This is a genomic window from Sphingobium boeckii (genome assembly GCF_014199215.1).
GTDB lineage: Bacteria > Pseudomonadota > Alphaproteobacteria > Sphingomonadales > Sphingomonadaceae > Sphingobium_A > Sphingobium_A boeckii.
Genome location: NZ_JACIJC010000005.1, coordinates 552,197 through 567,750, shown reverse-complemented (window position 1 = coordinate 567,750; position 15,554 = coordinate 552,197). Strand labels below are relative to the sequence as shown.

General features: G+C 60.4%; 13 protein-coding genes and 1 tRNA gene. 12 read left to right on the top strand and 2 right to left on the bottom strand.

What is annotated here, in order from left to right; genetic code table 11:
• Window positions 1–58: 58 nt before the first annotated feature.
• The 5 genes from FHS49_RS17265 to gatB all read left to right on the top strand — a co-directional run bounded on the left by FHS49_RS17265 (window position 59) and on the right by gatB (window position 5,878).
• Window positions 59–1,849 (top strand): DUF4153 domain-containing protein, encoded by a 1,791-nt coding sequence (locus FHS49_RS17265; RefSeq protein ID WP_184020985.1) that lies wholly within the window; start codon window positions 59–61, stop codon window positions 1,847–1,849.
• A gap of 75 nt (window positions 1,850–1,924) precedes the next feature.
• Window positions 1,925–2,212 (top strand): Asp-tRNA(Asn)/Glu-tRNA(Gln) amidotransferase subunit GatC, encoded by a 288-nt coding sequence (gene gatC / locus FHS49_RS17260; RefSeq protein ID WP_184020983.1) that lies wholly within the window; start codon window positions 1,925–1,927, stop codon window positions 2,210–2,212.
• 121 nt (window positions 2,213–2,333) lie between these two features.
• Window positions 2,334–3,821 carry an Asp-tRNA(Asn)/Glu-tRNA(Gln) amidotransferase subunit GatA gene (gene gatA / locus FHS49_RS17255; protein WP_184020981.1) on the top strand — a complete coding sequence of 496 codons (1,488 nt, stop codon included), beginning with the start codon at window positions 2,334–2,336 and terminating at the stop codon, window positions 3,819–3,821.
• Entirely contained in the window at window positions 3,802–4,368 is a 567-nt protein-coding gene (locus tag FHS49_RS19920; RefSeq protein ID WP_343053015.1) for a serine O-acetyltransferase, read from the top strand. Before gatA ends, FHS49_RS19920 begins: the two co-directional genes overlap by 20 nt.
• Before the next feature lie 25 nt (window positions 4,369–4,393).
• Window positions 4,394–5,878, top strand: coding sequence for an Asp-tRNA(Asn)/Glu-tRNA(Gln) amidotransferase subunit GatB (gene gatB / locus FHS49_RS17245; protein ID WP_184020979.1), 1,485 nt, complete (start codon window positions 4,394–4,396; stop codon window positions 5,876–5,878).
• Between the two features lie 3 nt (window positions 5,879–5,881).
• Here gatB and FHS49_RS17240 read toward each other — a convergent pair whose 3' ends face one another.
• Window positions 5,882–6,040: a hypothetical protein gene (locus FHS49_RS17240; RefSeq protein ID WP_184020977.1), complete on the bottom strand. Its 159-nt coding sequence runs from the start codon at window positions 6,038–6,040 to the stop codon at window positions 5,882–5,884.
• Between the two features lie 111 nt (window positions 6,041–6,151).
• On the opposite strand from FHS49_RS17240, the gene FHS49_RS17235 reads away from it, so the two are divergent.
• From FHS49_RS17235 to clpX, 5 genes are all read left to right on the top strand, one after another.
• Window positions 6,152–6,236: transfer RNA gene (locus FHS49_RS17235), tRNA-Leu, on the top strand.
• Window positions 6,237–6,304: 68 nt separating this feature from the next.
• Complete coding sequence (gene tig / locus FHS49_RS17230) at window positions 6,305–7,879, top strand: trigger factor (protein WP_184020975.1); 1,575 nt, start codon at window positions 6,305–6,307, stop codon at window positions 7,877–7,879.
• Complete coding sequence (locus tag FHS49_RS17225) at window positions 7,880–8,857, top strand: glycosyltransferase family 2 protein (protein WP_184020973.1); 978 nt, start codon at window positions 7,880–7,882, stop codon at window positions 8,855–8,857. It abuts the gene before it with no gap.
• 121 nt (window positions 8,858–8,978) lie between these two features.
• The gene (gene clpP, locus FHS49_RS17220; RefSeq protein ID WP_184020970.1) at window positions 8,979–9,647 is read left to right on the top strand and encodes an ATP-dependent Clp endopeptidase proteolytic subunit ClpP; all 669 of its coding nucleotides are present in this window, start codon (window positions 8,979–8,981) and stop codon (window positions 9,645–9,647) included.
• A 98-nt stretch (window positions 9,648–9,745) separates the two neighbouring features.
• Window positions 9,746–11,017, top strand: coding sequence for an ATP-dependent Clp protease ATP-binding subunit ClpX (clpX, locus tag FHS49_RS17215; protein ID WP_184020968.1), 1,272 nt, complete (start codon window positions 9,746–9,748; stop codon window positions 11,015–11,017).
• A 42-nt stretch (window positions 11,018–11,059) separates the two neighbouring features.
• Here clpX and FHS49_RS17210 read toward each other — a convergent pair whose 3' ends face one another.
• Window positions 11,060–11,794: a hypothetical protein gene (locus FHS49_RS17210; RefSeq protein WP_184020966.1), complete on the bottom strand. Its 735-nt coding sequence runs from the start codon at window positions 11,792–11,794 to the stop codon at window positions 11,060–11,062.
• Window positions 11,795–12,022: 228 nt separating this feature from the next.
• Between FHS49_RS17210 and FHS49_RS17205 the strand changes: the two genes are divergently transcribed.
• The gene (locus FHS49_RS17205) at window positions 12,023–12,949 is read left to right on the top strand and encodes a hypothetical protein (RefSeq protein ID WP_184020964.1); all 927 of its coding nucleotides are present in this window, start codon (window positions 12,023–12,025) and stop codon (window positions 12,947–12,949) included.
• Window positions 12,950–13,084: 135 nt separating this feature from the next.
• Window positions 13,085–15,490, top strand: coding sequence for an endopeptidase La (gene lon, locus FHS49_RS17200; RefSeq protein ID WP_184020962.1), 2,406 nt, complete (start codon window positions 13,085–13,087; stop codon window positions 15,488–15,490).
• Window positions 15,491–15,554 lie beyond the last annotated feature (64 nt).

The following is a 15,554-nucleotide window of genomic DNA, read 5'->3' as shown; positions in this document are numbered from 1 at the left end:
CTGCTTCTTTTTGCAGGCGCTCTGCTATAGCCCAATCCGTATCGGGGGGAGGATCATCATGGCCGACGCGCATAATGACGAGCCCGCCTGGCCACAGCGGCCCTGGGTCCTTGCGGCCATCGGCGCGGCAGCAGGGCTGTCGATCCATTTTATTCTGGGCGAGAACAGTTTCGGCCACACCACATCAGCGCTGGATATCGCCTTCGCCGCGCTGATCGGGTCGCTCGCGATATTGGTGGCGTTTACGCTGGAACGCGCCCGCTGGACATGGTCGCTGACATTTTCCGGCGTCGCTGCGGTAGTAATCGCGCTCATTTTCTACTGGAATGGCGCGCCCGATGACTGGCGCACGGCGGAAAACTGGCGCGCGCTGAGCGGATTGCTGGCGGTCGCCATTGCCGCACCGCTGTTCCAGACCGCGCGGGATGCCGGGGCGCGGCGCTTCGCTTATGTCGAGGTGCATGGCCATGCCTGGACCAATGTCGTCATGTGGTTCGCATCCTGGGTCTTCGTCGGGATCGTCTTCCTGCTGGCGTTCCTGCTCGCCGCGCTGTTTTCGCTGATCAAGATCAAGCTGCTCAGCGACGCACTGAACGAGCAATGGTTCATCATGACGCTGATCGGCGCGTCTCTGGCCGCGGCAGTAGGCGTCTTCCGCGAGCGGGATCGGATAGTGCGGTTGCTGCTCAACGTGGTGGTCGCGGTGCTCGGCGTGCTGGCACCGGTGCTGGCGGCGGGATTGATCCTGTTCCTGCTGAGCCTGCCCTTTACCGGGCTTTCCGCGCTCTGGGAGGCGACCCGATCGACCACGCCGATCCTGCTGTCGTGTGTGGTCGGCGCTCTGATCCTCGCCAATGCAGTGATCGGGCGCAGCGACGACGAGGAATCGCGATTCCCGCCGTTGCGCTGGGGCGCGCTGGGACTGGCGATCGCGATGCTGCCGCTCGCGATCATTGCCGCCATCTCCACCGGATCGCGCATCGCGCAATATGGATTTACGCCGGAGCGGCTTTGGGCGGTTGTTTTCGTGACGGTCGCGCTGGCCTATGGCGCGGCCTATCTGATCGCTGTGTTGCGCCGACGCACCGCCTGGGCACCCGCGGCGCGGCGGCTCAATCTGGGGCTTGGCTTCGGGCTGTGCGGGCTTGCGCTCTTTCTGGCGTTGCCGATTACGAGCTTCAACGCGATCTCGACCCGTGATCAGGTGGCGCGGCTTGAAAGCGGGCAGGTCAGTCCGGAAAAATTCGACTGGGCGGCGTTGCGCTTTCAATTTGGCGATCCCGGCAAGGCCGCGGCGGAGAGGCTCGCCAAAAGCGGCAATGCCGCAATCCGGCTGGCGGCGGCGAATTCGCTCAAGGCCAGTGACCGTTGGGATATGGAGGCTCGGCAGCGCGAGGCACGGGCTGTTGATTCGCTGGATCAGCGGCTGAAAATCGTGCCGGCGGGCGCCATTCTGCCCGATGCGTTGCGGCGCAAGCTGGTCGATTGGGAGGTGTGCGACGCTAGCGGCGCCTGCGTCGTCATGTTCGATGCAGCGAAAAACGAAGCGATCACCGTGCGCCGCAATTGCGATCCGGAGAGCATCCGGGCCGAAACCGTGCCGGGCGACGGGGCGAAGTCCATCGCAAGAGTGTCCCAGATGAGCGAGAATTGTGATCCCAAGGTCGTAAAGCTCACGCTGATCGGCGCCGAATGGACCACGGACCGACTTGGCCTTGATGCGGAAGCGCGCAAGGTCTGGGCGAATGCGGTTTCGGCTGCGATCGAGAAGGGCGATGTCGAAGTGCGCACCGTTCAGCGGCGGCAGATATTCATCGGCGGCAAGCCCGCCGGCGAGGTTTTCGAATAGCCATGCTTGATGCGATGCGGCGCGGATGCTAGCCGCAGCGCGGATCGCGCGCCGATCCCAGCAATCGGAAAAAACATGTCAGTCGATACCGCAACCGTAAAGAAGATCGCCAGCCTGGCCCGGATCGCAATGAGCGATGCCGATGCCGAGGCGATGGTGCCCGAACTCAACAATATTCTGGGCTGGATCGAGCAATTGGGCGAGGTGGATACCAGCCAGGTTCAGCCGATGACCGCTGTCATCCCCAATACGCTGCGCCTGCGCGACGATGTCGTCACCGATGGCAATGTGCGCGACAAGGTCTTGGCAAATGCACCGCGGGCCGAACATGGCTTTTTCGCAGTGCCGAAGGTGATCGAATGATGCGTGATTTTTCTTCTGCCATCCTCGCGAAAGCGGGAATTCCGCTTCTTCTTCCTTTGGATGCTTCACGGAAAAGCGGGATTCGCGCTTTCGCGGGAATGACACGTAAGGGATGGAAGGCATGAGCAGCACCGAACTCACCGATCTTGGCATTGCGGCGATCCGCGACGGCGTCCGCGATGGCAGCTTTTCCGCGCGCGAAGTGGCGCAGGGTTTTATCGACCGTGTGGCGAGCGCGAAGGCGCTGAACGCCTTCCTCGTCGAAACCCCCGATCATGCTTTGAAAGCCGCCGATGCGGCGGACGCGGCGCGCGTTTCGGGCGATCTCAAATCCATGTCGGGCGTGCCGATCGGCATGAAGGATCTGTTCTGCACCGAGGGCGTGACGACCACGGCGGCAAGCCACATTCTCGGCAATTTCGTGCCGACCTATGAATCCACGGTTTCCGCCAATCTCTGGGCGGCGGGCGCCGGGATGCTGGGCAAGCTCAATCTCGACCAGTTTGCCATGGGATCCTCCAACGAGACCAGCGCCTTTGGCAATGTGATTTCACCCTGGCGGCGCAAGGATGGCAGCAATGCACCGCTCGCGCCCGGCGGCTCTTCGGGCGGCAGCGCCTCGGCGATCGCGGCGCGGCTTTGCCCTGCGGCGACGGGCACGGATACCGGCGGCTCGATCCGCCAGCCCGCGGCCTTCGTCGGCATTTCCGGCATCAAGCCCACCTACGGGCGCTGCTCGCGCTGGGGCACGGTCGCCTTCGCCAGTTCGCTCGATCAGGCGGGGCCAATGGCGCGCGACGTGAGGGATTGCGCGATCATGCTGGGGGCAATGGCCGGGTTTGACGCGAAGGACTCGACGTCGCTCGAATTGCCCGTGCCCGATTGGGATGCGGGATTGTCGAGCAATTTGAAGGGCAAACGGATCGGCATCCCAAAGGAATATCGCGTGGACGGTATGCCCGCCGAGATCGATGCCTTGTGGGAGCAGGGAATCGCGTTTTTGAAGGATGCGGGCGCGGTGGTGGTGGAGGTTTCGCTGCCGCACACCAAATATGCGCTGCCGGCCTATTACATCATCGCGCCGGCCGAAGCCTCGTCCAACCTCGCGCGCTATGACGGTGTTCGATACGGCCTGCGCGATCTGCCCGAAGGCGCTGGTTTGCAGGATATGTATGCCGCCACGCGCGCCGCGGGGTTCGGCCCCGAAGTGAAGCGCCGGATCATGATCGGCACCTATGTGCTCTCGGCGGGCTTTTACGATGCCTATTATACCCAGGCGCAGAAGGTTCGCACGCTGATCTCGCAGGATTTCGACAAGGCCTGGGAAAGCTGCGACATATTGCTCGCACCGACCGCGCCGTCAGCCGCGTTCGCGCTGGGCGAGAAGCAGGCCGATCCGCTGGCGATGTATCTGAACGACGTCTTCACCGTGCCCGCCTCGCTGGCGGGATTGCCCGCCATGTCGGTGCCGGGCGGCCTGGACGGGCAGGGGCTTCCCCTCGGCCTGCAGATCATTGGCAAGGCGCTGGACGAACAGGGCGTGCTGAACGCCGGCCTTGCGATCGAGGAACGCGCCGGCTTTACGGCGCGTGCCGCGCAATGGTGGTGAGCATGATCAACAATGGGACGCGATAGTGGCGGGCGGCGCTGCGGATGTGGTTGCGCCAATTTCCGCGATTGAGGCCGATTGGAGCCGTGAAGCCAAAAGCGCGCTCCAATGGCATCCGCCGCGGTCCTTGCTCGCCAGCATCCGGTCCTATCAATATTGGGCTGGCATCAAAGGTCCGATCGCCGCGCTGTGTCGAAAGGCCGCTGTGCTGCGGCATCGCTTCTGGTCTGCGGTGACGGGGGCGGATATTCCGATCAATTCGATGATCGGCGGCGGCCTGATGATTCCGCATCCCAACGGCATCGTCATCAATCCCGGTGCGATCATCGGCCCGAATTGCCTGATCCTGCAGCAGGTGACCATCGGAACCGGGCATGGCGGCGTGGCGACGATCGGCGGGCATGTGGACTTTGGCGCGGGCGCGAAGATATTGGGCGCGGTGACGATCGGCGATCATGCCGTGATCGGTGCCAATGCGGTGGTCACCAAGGACGTGCCTTCGGGCGCGGTTGCGGTGGGCATTCCAGCCAAGATAGTGAAGAGATGAGCGGCTGCGCGCGGCCAAAATGGAGATGAATGTGAGCGAATATCGTATCCAGGGCGCAACGGGCGAGTGGGAGGTCGTGATCGGCCTCGAAGTCCATGCGCAGATCACCTCCAAGGCCAAGCTCTTTTCCGGCGCGGCGACCGATTTCGGGGCGGAGCCCAACAGCCAGGTTTCGCTGGTGGATGCGGCGATGCCCGGCATGTTGCCCGTGCTGAACGGCGAATGTGTCCGTCAGGCGGTGCGCACCGGCATGGCGATCGAGGCGCAGATCAACGCCTGGTCGCGATTTGACCGCAAGAATTATTTCTATGCCGATCTGCCGCAGGGCTATCAGATTTCACAGCTTTATCATCCGATCGTGGGCGAAGGGCGGCTCATGATCTCGCTCGACGAGAAGGATGCGGACGCCGAGACCAAGGAGATCGGGATCGAGCGCATCCATATCGAGCAGGATGCGGGCAAATTGATGCACGATCAGCATCCCACGCAGAGCTATGTCGATCTCAACCGCTCTGGCGTGGCGCTGATGGAAATCGTCTCCAAGCCCGATATGCGCTCTCCCGCTGAAGCCGGGGCTTATGTGAAGAAGCTCAGATCCATCCTGCGCTATGTCGGCTCGTGCGATGGCAATATGGAGGAAGGCTCCATGCGTGCCGACGTGAACGTCAGCGTGCGCAAGCCAGGCGATGCGTTCGGCACGCGGACCGAGACCAAGAATGTCAATTCGGTCCGCTATGTGATGCAGACGATCGAGATCGAAGCCAATCGTCAGGTCGATGTGCTGGAAGCGGGTGGCACGATCGTGCAGGAAACGCGGTTGTTCGATCCCGACAAGAATGAGACCCGCTCTATGCGCTCCAAGGAGGATGCGCATGACTATCGCTATTTCCCCGATCCCGATCTGCTGCCGCTGGTACTGGATGACCAATTTCTGGCGGATTGTCGTGCGAGTCTCCCCGAATTGCCCGACGCCAAGCGTCGTCGCTATGAGGGCGATCTGGGCCTGACGGCGTATGCCGCTGCCGTGCTGACTGCCGAGGCCGAGACGGCGCGCTGGTTCGAGGCGCTGATGGAGGCGTGCGGGGACCAGGCGATGGCCAAGGCGGCATCCAACTGGCTAATCTCCGATCTTTTCGGAGCGCTCAACCGCCTCGGCATGGATATCGAGGATAGTCCCGTCAGCCCGGCGCAGGGTGCCGAACTGCTCAAGCTGGTGGCCGATGGCACGCTTTCGGGCAGTCTTGCGAAGCAAGTGTTCGAAATCATGCTTGAAACCGGCGATGATCCCGCAAAGATCGTCGAAGAAAAAGGGCTGAAGCAGACCAGCGACACCGGCGCGATCGAAAGCGTGATCGCTGGCATTCTGGACGCCAATGCCGAAAAGGTCGCGCAGTATAAAGACGGCAAGGAAGCCTTGTTCGGGTTCTTCGTAGGCCAGACGATGAAGGCGATGCAGGGCAAGGCCAATCCACAGGTGGTCAACGAATTGCTCAAGAAGGCGCTTGCGTGATGCTTACTCCACCGGGTGATTCTTGCCCGGTGCGCCCGGCTCCTCGCTCGGCGTCGATTCAGGGTAGTCGACATCGCCCTGACCCGGCGTGATTTCGTCGGGCACATAAGCGGGGGCTTCTTGGGGCGGGCTATCGGGATGTGGATCGGGCTGGGTCGCCATTTTTTCGGTCTCCTTGAGGTCACATCAACGCACGGGGCGGGGGGATTGGTTCCGCGACGCTTGCCCTTCGGCTCCCTCCTGCTATAGACGCCGCCGACCGACGGTCCATTTGCGGGCGTGGCGGAATTGGTAGACGCACCAGATTTAGGTTCTGGCATCGAGAGATGTGGGGGTTCGAGTCCCTTCGCCCGCACCAAATTCGCCATTGACTGCGTGCAGGGCCGGCCAGAGACATTCATGATAACGAAGGCGTTTGAGAGAAAAATGCAGACTGTCGAGACGTTGAACGAAGGCCTGAAGCGCGCCTACACCCTGACCATCTCCGCCAAGGATATCGACGCACGCGTCGATCAGGAGATCAAGACGGTCGCCCCGCAGATCAAGATGCCGGGTTTCCGCCCGGGCAAGGTTCCCGCGAACCTGATCCGCAAGATGCACGGCCCCGCCATGCAGCAGGAAGCGCTGAACGGATCGATCCAGGATGGTCTCCAAAAGCTGATGGCTGATAACAAGCTGCGTCCCGCGATGCAGCCCTCGGTCGAGCTGCAGGAAGGCTATGAGCCCGGCAAGGATGCCGAGATCAAGGTCGCGCTCGAAGTGCTGCCCGAAGTGGAAACACCTTCTATCGACGGCATCACGCTGGAGCGCCTGACGATCGAAGTGCCCGAAAGCGACGTCGACGAAGCGCTTGCCAAGATGGCCGGCCAGAACAAGCAGTTTGAAGACGCCCCCAAGAGCCACAAGGCCAAGGAAGGCGATCTCGTCGTGATGGATTTCGCCGGCAAGGTGGATGGCGTTGCGTTCGAAGGCGGTACCGGCGAAGCGATGTCGGTGGAAATCGGCTCCGGGCGCCTGATCCCCGGTTTCGAGGATCAGATCATCGGCGTGAAGGCCAATGACGAAAAGCAGATCAATGTGACCTTCCCGGACGATTATCCCGTGGACGATCTCAAGGGCAAGGCCGCGACGTTCGATCTCGTGATCAATGAAGTGCGCGTGCCCAAGGAAGCGACGGCTGACGAGGATTTCGCTAAGTCGCTGGGCCTTGAGAGCCTGGAACAGCTCCGCGGCCTGCTGAAAGGTCAGTTGGAGCAGGAAAATAACGGGCTCACCCGCACGCACATGAAACGCAAGCTGCTCGATCAGCTCGCCGCATCGCATGATTTCGATGTGCCGCCCTCGATGGTGGAGGCCGAGTTCAACCAGATCTGGGCGCAACTCGAGCATGAAGCGAGTCATGAAGACGACAAGGACGCCGCGCTCAAGGAAATGGAAGACGATCGCGAGGATTATCGCAATATCGCCGTCCGCCGCGTCCGGCTCGGTCTGCTGCTCTCCGAAATCGGTCGTGCGAACGGCGTTGAAGTGAGCCAGCAGGAAATGAACCGTCTGGTTTCGCAGGCGGCGCAGCAATATGATCCCAAGGATCGCGAGCGTTTCGTGCAATATATCCAGCAGGAGCCGATGGCCGCTGCCCAGCTCCGGGCACCGCTTTATGAAGACAAGGTAGTCGATTTCCTGTTCTCCAAGGCGGAAATCACCGATCGCGTCGTCGATCGCGCCGAGCTGGAAGCCGCAATCGAAGCCGAAGATGACGGCACGGAGAGCAAGCACGTCCATGGTCCGGGCTGTGGCCATGACCATGATGAGGAAAAGCCGAAAGCCAAGAAGGCCGCTGCCAAGAAGCCTGCCGCTGAAACGGCTGCCGGCGATGACGTGAAGGCTGAAAAGCCCGCCAAAAAGGCTGCTGCCAAGAAAGATGACGTGACGGCTGAGGATGCCGCTGAAAAGCCGGCTGCCAAGAAGGCACCTGCCAAAAAGCCCGCCGCGAAGAAGTAAATGGCGGCAGGGGGCGGCAGCGTGCAGCGGGACGAGGCGGCAAGCCTGCCCGAGGGGCTGCGCATTGCCGTCCTCTTGCCCTGCTACAATGAGGAAACCGCGATCGTACAGACGATTGCGGGTTTCCGCGCGGCGCTGCCTGGCGCGACCATCTATGTCTATGACAACAACAGCCGCGATCGCACGGTCGAGGTGGCGCGTGCCGCCGGGGCGATCGTGCGGACCGAGCGGATGCAGGGCAAAGGCAATGTCGTGCGCCGGATGTTCGCGGACGTGGATGCCGATATCTATGTGATGGCCGATGGCGACGCCACTTATGAGGCGTCGGCGGCCCCGCAGCTCGTGACGCGGCTATGGACCGAGCAACTCGATATGGTGGTCGGCGCGCGCAAATCAGAGATCGAGGAGGCCTATCGCCGCGGGCATCGCTTCGGCAATGCGCTGCTCACGGGCATATTGGCCTGGATATTCGGGCGCACTTTCAGTGATATTCTCTCGGGTTACCGGGTCTTTTCCAGACGGTTCGTGAAGAGCTTTCCCGTGCTCTCATCGGGATTTGAGATCGAAACCGAGATCAGCGTTCACGCGCTCGAACTGCGGATGCCCGTGGCCGAAGTGGTGACCGCCTATATCGCACGTCCCGAAGGCTCCGAATCGAAGTTGTCCACCTATCGCGACGGCTGGCGTATCCTCAATACGATCCTCATCCTTTTCAGGATCGAGCGTCCGGTGCTGTTTTTCGGTGCGATCGGCGCTTTTTTGATCGCCGTGGCGGTGCTGCTGTCGATCCCGCTCGTGATCACATTCATGCAGACGGGCCTGGTGCCGCGAATCCCGACGGCGATCGGCGTGACGGGGCTTGTCATCATCGCCGCGCTGAACGGGATGTGCGGCCTGATCCTCGATACCGTGGTGCGTGGACGACGCGAAGTGCGGCGGCTCGCCTATCTCGGTCAGCCCGCGCCGGGCTGGGGTTGAGCATCTCGTTTCGCGTAAACTTGCCTAAAGTGCCGGGTAGCGCTGTCTCTGCCCCTTGAAGTCATCCCATCAAACGCCGATGTTGCACCCTCCGAGAGGGCAAAAGGACCAAGATTCTATCATGCGCAATCCGTTCGAAACCGGAAATTTCATCGACCCGACCACTGACGGTCTGGTGCCCATCGTTATCGAGCAATCGAATCGCGGCGAGCGCAGCTTCGACATTTTCTCGCGGCTGCTGCGCGAGCGTATCATCTTCGTGACCGGCGGTGTGGAGGATCATATGGCCTCGCTGATCACCGCGCAGTTGCTGTTCCTCGAATCGGAAAATCCGAAGAAGGACATTTACATGTATATCAATTCGCCCGGCGGCGTCGTCACAGCGGGCATGGCGATCCATGACACGATGCAATATATCCGCCCCCGCGTCGGGACGGTGTGCATCGGTCAGGCAGCGTCGATGGGTAGCTTCCTGCTGGCTGCGGGCGATCCGGGGATGCGGGTGGCATTGACCAACGCGCGGATCATGATCCATCAGCCTTCGGGCGGCGCGCAGGGCCAGGCCACGGATATCGAGATCCAGGCCAAGGAAATCCTGCGCATCCGGCACCGGATGAACGAGCTCTATGCCAAATATACCGGCAAGCCGCTCGAAGTGATCGAAAGCTCGATGGAGCGCGACAAGTTCATGTCGGCGGATGAGGCGAAAGCCTTTGGTCTGATCGACGAAGTGTTCGACAAACGGCCCAGCGTGGCCGAAGACGCCGCGAACGGCACCCCCTCGTCCTGAGTGGATACCGAATATTCGCCATTGTAGGATAGAAGCAACGCGGGCTAGGATGCCCGTGTTGCTGGTGGCGCCGGGCTGCGGCGCCGAAGGATGATGAGATGACCAAATTGAGTGGCGGCGATTCCAAGAGCACGCTTTACTGTTCCTTCTGCGGGAAATCCCAGCATGAGGTGCGCAAGCTGATTGCGGGGCCAACGGTCTTCATCTGCGACGAATGCGTGGATCTGTGCAACGACATCATCCGCGAGGAAACCAAATCCGCCCTGGTTTCCAAGAAGGACGGGGGCGTGCCCACGCCCCAGGAAATCTGCGATGTGCTTGATGATTATGTCATCGGCCAGAAACAAGCGAAGCGCGTGCTCTCGGTTGCGGTCCACAATCATTACAAGCGTTTGAATCACGGTGCCAAGGGCGCTGACGTCGAACTGGCGAAATCAAACATTCTGCTCGTCGGCCCTACCGGCTGCGGCAAGACATTGCTCGCGCAGACGCTCGCGCGCATCCTCGACGTGCCCTTCACCATGGCCGACGCCACCACGCTCACCGAAGCGGGCTATGTGGGCGAGGATGTCGAGAACATCATCCTCAAGCTGCTCCAGGCATCCGACTATAATGTCGAGCGCGCACAGCGCGGGATCGTCTATATCGACGAAATCGACAAGATCAGCCGCAAGGCCGAAAATCCTTCGATCACCCGCGACGTGTCGGGCGAGGGCGTGCAGCAGGCGCTGCTCAAGCTGATGGAAGGCACCACTGCCTCGGTGCCGCCCCAAGGTGGCCGCAAGCATCCGCAGCAGGAGTTTCTGCAGGTCGACACGACCAACATCCTCTTCATCTGCGGCGGTGCCTTCTCCGGCCTAGAAAAGATCATCGGTGATCGCCTCCAGGGCAAGTCGATTGGTTTTGGAGCCTATGTCGCCGCGCCCGATGAACGCCGCACCGGCGAAGTCCTGCGGTCTACCGAGCCTGAAGATTTGCTGAAATTCGGCCTGATCCCCGAATTCGTCGGCCGCCTGCCGGTGATCGCGACGCTCGAGGATCTGGATATCGACGCGCTGGTGAAGATTCTGGGCGAGCCCAAGAATGCGCTGGTGAAGCAATATCAGAAATTGTTCGAGATGGAGGAGGTCAAGCTTGGCTTCACCGATGACGCGCTTGTTTCGGTCGCTAGAAAGGCGATCGATCGCAAGACCGGTGCCCGCGGCCTCCGCTCGATCCTGGAAGGCATCTTGCTCGATACGATGTTCGACCTGCCCGGCATGGACGGCGTGGACGAAGTGATGATCGACAAGGATGTGATCGAAGGCCGCAAGGATCCGGTGCGGGTTTTCGCGAAGAAGGAAAAAGCGAAGGCGGGGGACGCGGCTTGAAATCGAGCCTGACCCTGGCGATGGCCATGTCAATCGTCAGCGTCAGGCAATGATTTTGCCGAATGCCAGCCTCTGCGCTTGCCGTATGTAATAGACAATCCGTTGCCGGCCTCGGCTCCAGTTTTTGTTGTCAAACGCGCGTACGCCGTCGATCAGCGGCTCACGCGCCAGTGTCAGTCGCGCCCGCGTTGAGCCGATCCGTGGTATGATACGATTGAACGCAGTTTCTTCGCCCGGTCGGCCTCGATTGAGGTCTTCCCTGATCTCGCTATAAAATCCGCTGAGCGAGCGTTCGAAGCCAGCCTTGGTCCATGCCATCACGCGCATATCGAACCAAGGGCTCTTCCCGCCGCGCAGGTCGCAATAAAGCTCGGTATCTCGTGGAATGGTTTTCAACATTTGCTGAAGATTGATGACTTTGTAGCGACCAGTGACCTTCCAAAAAATAGCATCGTCAGGCAAATTCTGGACACTCTGGCTGGCCATGACCGTATCAAGAAGCCGCATTTCTCCGTAACATCGGCCATAAGCAGGCGGATAATCCAAACCTGGATAGATAATGAAATCCATCCGATCCGTCAGCCCTTTTTCCCGCACCAATGATCGCAGGATATCTATTTCCGAATTGGAGTTGTCGGCAAATATGATGCGATCTAGGCCACGACCGATAAATTGCAGATAATGATCCAGAGCCTGGCGATAATCCTCGAGCCTGACTGAAGGATCTATACGGGTTAATCCCGGTGCTCCAGCCGGAGGCGATATCGTGGCAGTCATGATCAGCACATTTGGCAATCAGTGTCTCCCGAAGGGCCGGATCATTCCATGCGCCCATTGTTCAGCGGTTAGCGAGGGCGCGACGCGCGTTCCCTGCTTAATGCGCCAATACGCAAGAATGACAATGATTTCGTTCAAGAATTCTGGTTTAAGGGCTTAAATGCAAGCTAGACCTTGCTGCGACCCTCTCGTCTCGGAGAATGATCTTTGCGCCACGTTTATTGTGTCATGGGGGCTCGCTCGCTCAGCTATGCACGTTCGTGCCTGGCCAGCCTGATACGCAACGGCGCCGAACCTATCAGACTTGTCATCATCACGGACGGGCCGGACAACGTCAGCGCGATCGATGAAGCGCTGAAATCAATCGATCCTGAGCGAGAGAGTCTCTGGGAGGTGCATGGCAAGGCCGAAGCCGATCGGCGTGCCGAGGCTTATTTCGCTGATTACCCCGCCATCCGTGAGTTCCGGAATGGCCACCCCTGCTGGCGCAAGGTGACCGATCCGGCGCTCTTCTCCGCGCCGGGGGCCGAGATGATCATCATCGATCCCGATGTCTATTTCCCCAATCGTTTTGCGTTTGAGCCGACGCCTGAAACCGGCATTTTGCTGATGTGGCAGCGCCCCAATTGCCTTTTGCCAGAAGATGTCGTGCGGACGGCCTTTGAGGCCGGCGTGACTATGGCGGATCACACCGATATCGGCGTGTGCCAGACGCGGGCAGTGGATTGGGACTATCTGGAAGAGATGCTGGGGCAGATCGGCGGCGCCAATCTTCCCGCCCATTCCATGCACGTCGAGTCGATCGTCTGGGCGGCGCTTGCTTTGAAACAGGGCGGCGCGCATCTCAATCCGGAGGCTTGGCGCTGTTTCGACAACGGGCTTGCGTCTCGTCTGGCGCGCAAGGCCGGCAAGAGCGGCGTTGCGGTCTTGAAGGATATCGATCTGTCGACGGCCAAATGCCTGCACGCAGGGGGCGTGGCCAAGACCTGGCTTGTCGATGCGGAAAAGGCCGGGCTGTTCAGCCAGCCGCGCGATCTTTCGGCAAAAAGCGATGGCCGTGGTTATGAAATTTACCCGCGCGCGAAATTCGAGCGGAAATTCAGAATCCGCCGCTTGGCTGGCCGCCTGGGATTCTATAAGCTGATGGGCGGCTGAACCCGAATTTCTGCTGGCAGGCACCGCGAATCCATTGCCGGAAATTCATCTTTCACGCATGGCGATTGATGCAATCGCGATCGACCCCATATAAGAAGGTATGAGCCGCGCCGTCGGGGTGCTGCCGGAGAGTTTATGACCAAAGCCTATCCTGTTCTGCCGCTGCGCGATATCGTCGTTTTTCCCAACATGATTGTGCCGCTTTTTGTCGGGCGTGACCGGTCCGTGGTGGCGCTTGAACGGGCGATGGAGGCGGACAAGGAAATTTTCCTCGTGGCGCAGCTCGATCCTGCGGAAGACGATCCCCAGCGCGACGATCTGTATGACATGGGCGTCATCGCCACCGTCCTGCAATTGCTCAAGCTGCCGGACGGCACCGTGCGCGTTCTCGTGGAGGGCAAGCAGCGCGCGACGCTGGAGACGCTGGACGAAGCAGAGGGCCACGCCACTGCGACAGTGACGCTGATCGCTGAGCGCGAGGCCGAAGGCACCGAGGTTCAGGGGCTGATGCGCTCGGTGATCGAACAGTTTGAAAATTATGCCAAGCTCAACAAGAAGCTACCTGCCGAAACGGCCGTGCAGCTTGGCGAGATAGAGGATGCGTCGCGTCTCGCCGATTCGGTCGCGTCCAATATCTCGGTCAAGGTTTCGGACAAGCAGGCGCTGCTGGTCGAGCTTGATCCGTCACGGCGTCTCGAAATGGCATTCGCCTTCATGGAAGGCGAATTGGGCGTGCTGCAGGTGGAGAAGAAAATCCGCAGCCGGGTCAAGCGGCAGATGGAGAAAACCCAGCGCGAATATTATCTGAACGAGCAATTGAAGGCGATCCAGCGCGAGCTTGGCAATGAGGGTGACGATGGCGACGGCGATGAGCTGAGCGAGCTCACTCAGAAGATTGCGACGCTCAAGCTCTCCAAGGAAGCGCGCATCAAGGCGACCGCGGAGTTGAAGAAGCTCAAGACGATGGCCCCCATGTCCGCCGAGGCGACGGTGGTGCGCAATTATCTCGATGTGCTGCTGGGCTTGCCCTGGGGCAAGAAATCGAAGCTGAAAAAGGATATCGCGGCGGCGCAGGCGGTGCTGGACGAAGACCATTATGCGCTTGAAAAAGTGAAAGACCGGATCGTCGAATATCTGGCGGTCCAGGCACGCACCAACAAATTGAAAGGCCCGATCCTGTGTCTCGTTGGTCCTCCGGGCGTCGGCAAGACCTCGCTGGGGAAATCGATCGCCAAGGCGACCGGGCGCGAATTCATCCGCCAGTCGCTCGGCGGTGTGCGTGACGAGGCCGAAATTCGGGGCCATCGCCGGACCTATATCGGTTCGCTGCCTGGCAAGATCGTCAGCAATCTGAAAAAGGCGGGCGCGTCCAATCCGCTGTTCCTGCTCGATGAAATCGACAAGCTGGGTCAGGATTTTCGTGGCGACCCGGCATCGGCACTGCTCGAAGTGCTGGACCCCGAACAGAATTCGAAGTTCCAGGATCATTATCTGGAGATCGACATCGATCTTTCGGACGTGATGTTCGTATGTACGGCAAATTCGCTCAACCTGCCGCAGCCGTTGCTCGATCGCATGGAGATCATCCGTCTGGAGGGCTATACCGAGGACGAAAAGCTCGAAATCGCGAAGATGCACCTTCTGCCCAAGCAGATCGAGGCGCATGGCCTGAAGGATCATGAGTTCGAGCTGACGGACGAGGGGCTCCGTGCGCTGATCCAGAAATATACGCGTGAGGCGGGCGTCCGCACATTGGAGCGCGAGATCGCCAAACTGGCGCGCAAGGCGCTCCGCCGTATCCTTGAAGGCAAGGCGACGAGCGTGACGATCACGCCGGATAACATCTCCGAATTCGCAGGCGTGGAGAAATTCCGTCACGGTCTGGGCGAAGAGGAAAATCAGATCGGTGCGGTGACGGGCCTGGCCTGGACCGAGGTCGGCGGCGAATTGCTGACGATCGAGGCGGTCACCGTGCTCGGCAAGGGGCAGGTGAAAACCACTGGCAAGCTTGGCGAAGTGATGAATGAGTCGATCCAGGCCGCATTTTCCTTCGTGCGTGCCCGCGCGCCCGCTTATGGCATCAAGCCAAGCCTGTTTGCGCGCAAGGATATCCATATCCATCTGCCCGAGGGCGCTGTTCCCAAGGATGGCCCATCCGCCGGCATCGGCATGGTCACCGCGATCATCTCCACGCTGACGGGGATTCCAGTGCGGCGCGATGTGGCGATGACGGGCGAGGTGACGCTGCGTGGCCGGGTCTTGCCGATCGGCGGATTGAAGGAAAAGCTGCTCGCGGCGCTGCGCGGGGGCATCACCACGGTTTTGATCCCTGCGGAAAATGAGAAGGATCTTGCCGAGATTCCGCAGAACATCAAAGACGGTTTGAAGATCATTCCGGTCAAGCATGTCGATGAAGTTCTGGCACTGGCGTTGACCGACTCGCTCGAAGCAATCGACTGGACCGAGGCAGATGAACTCGCGGCGCAGCCGCCTCATCATCCCCCTGTGGCCGCCGGAGAGGGAGAAGCGGTTCGTCACTGAGCAGTTGCAGCGTAAAAAAAGTCCGTTTTCGCCCGGAAAATAGGCGAATTGGGACTGTTTTACT